This is a genomic window from Streptomyces sp. NPDC060027 (genome assembly GCF_042737005.1).
In the GTDB taxonomy this organism is placed as follows: domain Bacteria; phylum Actinomycetota; class Actinomycetes; order Streptomycetales; family Streptomycetaceae; genus Streptomyces.
The window spans coordinates 11,110-16,621 of sequence record NZ_JBHWVI010000202.1; the positions used below are offsets into that span (position 1 = coordinate 11,110).

General features: G+C 71.3%; 4 protein-coding genes. 2 read left to right on the top strand and 2 right to left on the bottom strand.

The features are described 5' to 3' along the window. Window positions 1–122: 122 nt before the first annotated feature. Window positions 123–2,117: a CocE/NonD family hydrolase gene (locus ACFWBT_RS34110; RefSeq protein WP_385706846.1), complete on the bottom strand. Its 1,995-nt coding sequence runs from the start codon at window positions 2,115–2,117 to the stop codon at window positions 123–125. 445 nt (window positions 2,118–2,562) lie between these two features. Here ACFWBT_RS34110 and ACFWBT_RS34115 point away from each other — a divergent pair, with 445 nt between their 5' ends. Then, entirely contained in the window at window positions 2,563–3,573 is a 1,011-nt protein-coding gene (locus tag ACFWBT_RS34115; protein ID WP_385706847.1) for a polyprenyl synthetase family protein, read from the top strand. 8 nt (window positions 3,574–3,581) lie between these two features. On the opposite strand, the gene ACFWBT_RS34120 is transcribed toward ACFWBT_RS34115, so the two are convergent. After that, on the bottom strand, window positions 3,582–4,148 hold the full coding sequence (locus tag ACFWBT_RS34120; RefSeq protein WP_385706848.1) for a hypothetical protein: 567 nt from the start codon (window positions 4,146–4,148) through the stop codon (window positions 3,582–3,584). Between the two features lie 238 nt (window positions 4,149–4,386). Between ACFWBT_RS34120 and ACFWBT_RS34125 the strand changes: the two genes are divergently transcribed. Next, window positions 4,387–5,430 carry a CHRD domain-containing protein gene (locus ACFWBT_RS34125; RefSeq protein ID WP_385706849.1) on the top strand — a complete coding sequence of 348 codons (1,044 nt, stop codon included), beginning with the start codon at window positions 4,387–4,389 and terminating at the stop codon, window positions 5,428–5,430. The last annotated feature ends 82 nt before the right edge of the window (window positions 5,431–5,512 follow it).

Below are 5,512 nucleotides of genomic sequence, written 5' to 3' on the forward strand. Positions count from 1 at the left end.
TGGGCCGGGGGGGGGGGCCGGGGGGCGCGGCGCGTCGCGGGTCTTCCTTCGGCCACCCCCCGCCCCCGCGGCCCGGGCGGCCCGGCCGCCGGGGGGCCAACCCCCCCCGGGGCGACCGCGTGTCAGCCCGCCGTGCGCGGGATTCTCTTCTCCCAGGTCCGGTGGAAGACGACCTCGTCGCCGTCCTTGCAGACGACCTCGTTGGACGTGATGAAGTCCTGCGCGTCACAGCTGATGGTGGAGGCCGTCTCGACGCGGGCGTCCCACGGCAGGTCCGGGCGGTGCAGACGGATCGACCAGGTCGAGCGGGCGTGGGCGGACAGCGGGTCGGACGCGTCGATCGTGTACGTCTCCAGCGCGTCCTCCGTGCATTCGAGGCCGTCGGGATACGCGCGGGTGCCGCCGAGGCACGGGTCGACCTCCAGGCGCCAGGTGTCCGCGGCCACGTCGCGCAGGACCAGGCGTTCCGGACGGGGTTCGTCCAGCGTCTCGGAGACGGCGACGCCGAGGGGCTCCGCCTCCTCCGGTTCCCCGAAGGTGATGGAGGGGTCCGACTCCGTTGTCCGTACGGGGAGTTCGAGGGCGCTGCCGATGGGGTCCAGGGTGAAGCCCGCCTCCGATCCCGGCTGGGGCCAGATCCAGGGCCAGTAGGCGGAGGAGACGCTCAGGCGGATGCGGTGGCCCGCCGGGAAGGCGTAGCCGATGCCGTTCAGGTCGAACGCCACGTTCTCCGTGGTGCCGGGTTCCGCCGGAACCGTCCGGTCGCGGCCGCGGCGCGCCGACAGGTTCAGGGCACCTCGGGTGACGAGCGTGGACGCTCCGTCGGGGGCCACGTCGCAGAGGCGGGCGATCACCTGGCCCCTGGGAGACGCGGACGTCAGCCGCAGATCGACCCGCGGGCGGCCCAGTACCCAGGTCTCCGCCGGTACCTCGAACTCGAAGCAGGCCGACCGGGCGTCCTCCTCCCGCTGGTCCGGCGGGAGGTCGGCGGCGTTGCCGAAGGGGAAGAAGCGGCCCGCGTCGACCCCCGTGTGCTGCGGGGACCGCACCGGCACCGGGGTGCCCTGGAGCGCGTACGTGATCGGGGTCACCGAGGGTGAGGGCCAGGCCGGGTCGCCGACCCAGCGGCCGGGGAGTTCCCCGTAGACGGTCGCCGGAGGGTGCGCGTCCATCACGTACGAGCGCAGGAGGGGGACGGAGAGCGCGCCCGTGTCCCCGTCCCGGAGCCAGTGGTCCCACCAGCGGAGCGTCTCCTGGAGGAAGCCGATGGCCGGTCCGGGGGGCAGGCCCCGGTCCGGGTACTGGTGCGACCAGGGACCGATGAGACCTCGTACGCGATCCGGTGGCAGGTTCTCCACCAGGCGCAGCACCGTGTCGCGGTACGGGTCGTGCCAGCCGCCGACCGCGAGGACCGCCGCGCGGATCGAGCCGTAGTCCTCGCGGACGCTGCCGTGCCGCCAGTACGCGTCCCGGGTCTGGTGCGCCAGCCAGGTGTGGATGAAGGGGTCGACCGCCTCCAGTCGCCTCACCCACATGTCGCGCCACATCACCTCGCCCACATGCACCGGGTCGGGCGGGCGGGCGGCGAAGGCGAGCAGGGTGGCCGCCCAGGAGTGCGTGTCGACGGCGACGGAACCTCCCGCGTAGTGCCCGTCGTTGTCATAGCGGTCGTCCGTCGAGCAGACCGTGACGACCGCCTTGAGCGGCTCGGGCGCGCGGGCCGCGATCTGGAGGGAGTTGAAGCCGCCCCAGGAGATCCCGAACATGCCGACCCTGCCGGTGCACCAGGGCTGGGCGGCCAGCCACGTGATCACTTCCACCCCGTCGGCCGGCTCGGTCTCGGGGTACTCGTCCGTCGGCATGCCCTCCGAGTTGCCGTGGCCGCGCACGTCCACGCGGACGGAGGCGTAGCCGTGTCCGGCGTACCAGGGGTGGCGTTGCCGGTCGCGCGGCGCCGTCCAGTCGGTCAGGCGGTACGGGCTGTACTCCAGGAGCGCCGGTACGGGCTCCTCGGTCAGCGGACGCCAGATCCGGGCGTACAGACGGGTGCCGTCCGAGAGCGGGACGAGGACGTCCTCGTGAGTGGTCTCGTAGGGGAAGGACGTACGGATGTGCATGAGCCACCTCAGTGGACGGGCTGCATCTCGGAGGACGGGGTGCGTCGTGCGGCGCGGCCGGGGTGAGGGCCTTCACGTCCGGGCCGACTCGTTCTCGGCGGAGCTACGGGACACAGTCACTGCTTCCGGGTATTTCGGGGTATGTCATCGTCTATCGGTTCAGATCGGCTGATCATGAACATACCGTCGGTGGCCGGGTGGCGCCCGCGAGTCGGGGTACCCGCCCTTGGGGCAGGCAGGTGCTTCCCGTGTGCCTTCCGGGTGTACTCCCGTATACCTGCTGGCGGAGCGAAGTCGGCCGGGGGACGGTGGGCGCTCGTGGTGATCGAAACGTGACCGGATACGCTGACTTGAGTGATGGCAGCGACACATCGACAAACCGTGTCATCGACCGAATGATCGACCGAGTTCGCCATGTGATCGTCAGCAGACAGGAGAACCTCTCGTGACCGTCGTCGGGCCGTTCGGGCTGAGCGTGCGGGACCAGGCTCTCGAAGCCGATGTCCAGGCCGGATTGGCGGCTGTCGAGGAGGGCTTGCTCGAAGCCACCAAGAGCGAGGTCCCCTTCATCACGGAAGCCGCCCAGCACCTCGTGCGTGCCGGTGGGAAGCGGTTCAGGCCGCTGCTCGTGATGCTCGCCGCGCAGTTCGGTGACCCCTACGCGCCGGGTGTCGTTCCCTCGGCCGTCGTCGTCGAGCTGACCCATCTCGCCACGCTGTACCACGACGACGTGATGGACGAGGCCGAGGTGCGGCGCGGGGTGGACAGCGCCAACGCCCGCTGGGGCAATTCGGTGGCCGTCCTCACCGGCGACTTCCTCTTCGCCCGCGCCTCGTACATCCTGGCCGACCTCGGCCCCGAGGCCGTCCGTATCCAGGCCGAGGCGTTCGAGCGGCTCGTGACCGGGCAGATCCTGGAGACCGCGGGGCCGCGCGACGGGCGCGATCCGGTCGACCACTACCTCGACGTGCTGGGCGGCAAGACCGGTTCGCTGGTCGCCGTCGCGTGCCGGTTCGGGGCGATGATGTCGGGGGCCGACGAGACGGTCGTGGACGTGCTGACGCAGTACGGGGAGCGGCTGGGCGTCGCCTTCCAGCTCGCGGACGACGTCCTCGACATCGCGTCCGACTCGGACGAGTCCGGCAAGACCCCGGGGACCGACCTGCGCGAGGGCATTCCCACGCTGCCGGTGCTGCGGCTGCGCGAGCGCGCGGAGCGGCTGGGGCTCGCCGAGGACATCGCGCTGTGCGAGCTGCTGGACTCCGACCTGACGGACGACGCGCGGCACGCCGAGGCGCTGGCCCGGCTGCGGGAGCACCCCGCGCTGGAGCAGGCCCGCAGGGACACCGTGCGCTACGCGGAGGACGCGCGGGCCGCGCTGGCCCCGCTGCGCGAGTGCGACGCGAAGGCCGCCCTGGTCGAGCTGGTGGACGCCGTGGTGCACCGGGCCGGCTGATACGGCCGTCAGTAGCCGCCTCCCCCTGTGCCCGGGGATGCCGGTGCCGTCGTGGTGATCTTCGCTCCGGTGGGTGTCACGGCGAACCACGTTCCGTCCACGCCCTGGCCATGGGCCTCCTTCGGCTTGTCGTCCTCGGCGTAGCGGTAGAGGGGCCAGCCGGCGAGGGTCAGTTGGGTGCCGCCGTCGGTGCGTTTCACCGTGGAGACCAGGCTCTTGTCGACGCCGTTCGCGGTCACGCCGCCCTGGGCCGTGGCGGGCGGCCAGACCTGGGCGCAGGTGTCGTAACAGCTGACCCTGGTCGGGTTCGCCGAGTCCGCGTCGAAGCGGTACAGGACGTACCCCTTGCTGTCGGTCACGACCGTGCCCAGTTTTCCGACCTCGGCGGTGTTCAGCGTCGCTGTCGCCGATGCCGTGGAGCCGGTGCTCTTCGCGGAGCCGTCCCCGCCTCCGCTTCCGCCCCCTCCGCCTCCGCATCCGGAGAGCGTGAGCGCCAGGACGGCGGCGCCCGTGGCGGCGTATCCCCTGATGTGCCTGATGTGCCTGATGTGCCTGATGTGCCTGATGGCGAGCATGGCGATCCCTCGATCCTCGATCCGTCGCCCCCTGGAGTGCTGGGCGATCCTGATCGCTGCCACCCGTAAGTACGGATTCGAGCCGTTTTCCGCTCGAATAGCCGCCGGATTTGATCGGCTCTGTGAATGTGATGGGCGTCACACTCTTGGATTGAGTCCAGGATCGGATCGAGTCCGTACCTCTGCACAGAAGCTGACGCAGGGGGCGTCGGCCGAGTTACGGGGAGAAAACAGAATCATGGGATCGAACGCCACGTTCACGACGCGTCGCAAGAGCCTGATCCTGACCGGTGTCGCGGTGGCCGCGGCGGCCGGTGTCGCCGCCGCCGTCATCCCGGCGGTCGCCGCCGACCACGGCGGCCACGGCGGGAAGAACGCCACGAGCCACAGCGAGAACAGCGGTACGAACCACTCCGGGCACGACGACACGACCATCGTCACGCAGCACGGAGTCATGGGCGGCACGGGCGGCACCATCCTCGCCGCCAGTCTGCGCGGCGCCGCCGAGGTACCCGTCCAGGACGGCCCCGCCGTCGGCGACAAGGACGGCGCGGCCCTGGAGTTCATCAAGGTCAAGGGCGACAAGGTGTCCGTGGCCGTCACCTGGCGCGGCACCGGCAGGCCCACCCTGCTCCACATCCACCAGGGCGCCAAGGGAGCCAACGGCGGCGTCAAGGTCGACTTCGGCAAGCTGCTCGACCGGATCAAGGGCCACAGCGTCGTCGGGACGGTCAAGGTCGAGGACGCGGCCCTGCTCGACGCTCTGAAGACCGACCCCGGTTCGTTCTACGCCAATCTGCACACCGCCGAGTTCCCGGGCGGGGCCGTCCGCGGCCAGCTCCACAAGGTCACGAGCACCTTCGACTTCCGGAACGCCCTGCACAACTTCCAGGCGTCCGTCGTCAAGGGCAAGCAGATCTACGAGTGCAAGCCGGCCGAGGGCGGTGGCTACGCCTTCGCCCAGCGCGATGTCGCGGCCCGGCTCGGCGGCCACATCGCCCACTCCTTCGTGAAGCCCAACTCCGGTACCCCGCAGTGGGTCGCGCCCGACCGCAGCGCGGTCACCGGCGCGCTGATCGCGAAGACCCCGAACGGCGCAACGAACATCCCCGAGCTCGACCTCAGGGCCACCCAGTCGGGCCGGCACCACGGTCTGCTGGCCGGCACACAGGAGATCCTGCGCCTGAACACCGTGGGCGGCGTCGCCCCGGCAGGCTCCTGCTCGCCGGGCACGATCGTGGGCGTCCCCTACCAGGCGGACTACGTGTTCGTGCAGCGCTGAGGCGAGAGCCGGGCCGGAATCCCGCCGATTCCGGCCCGGCGCGCGGCCGGGGCGGCGCCCCGCCCGGCACGACCCCTACGGG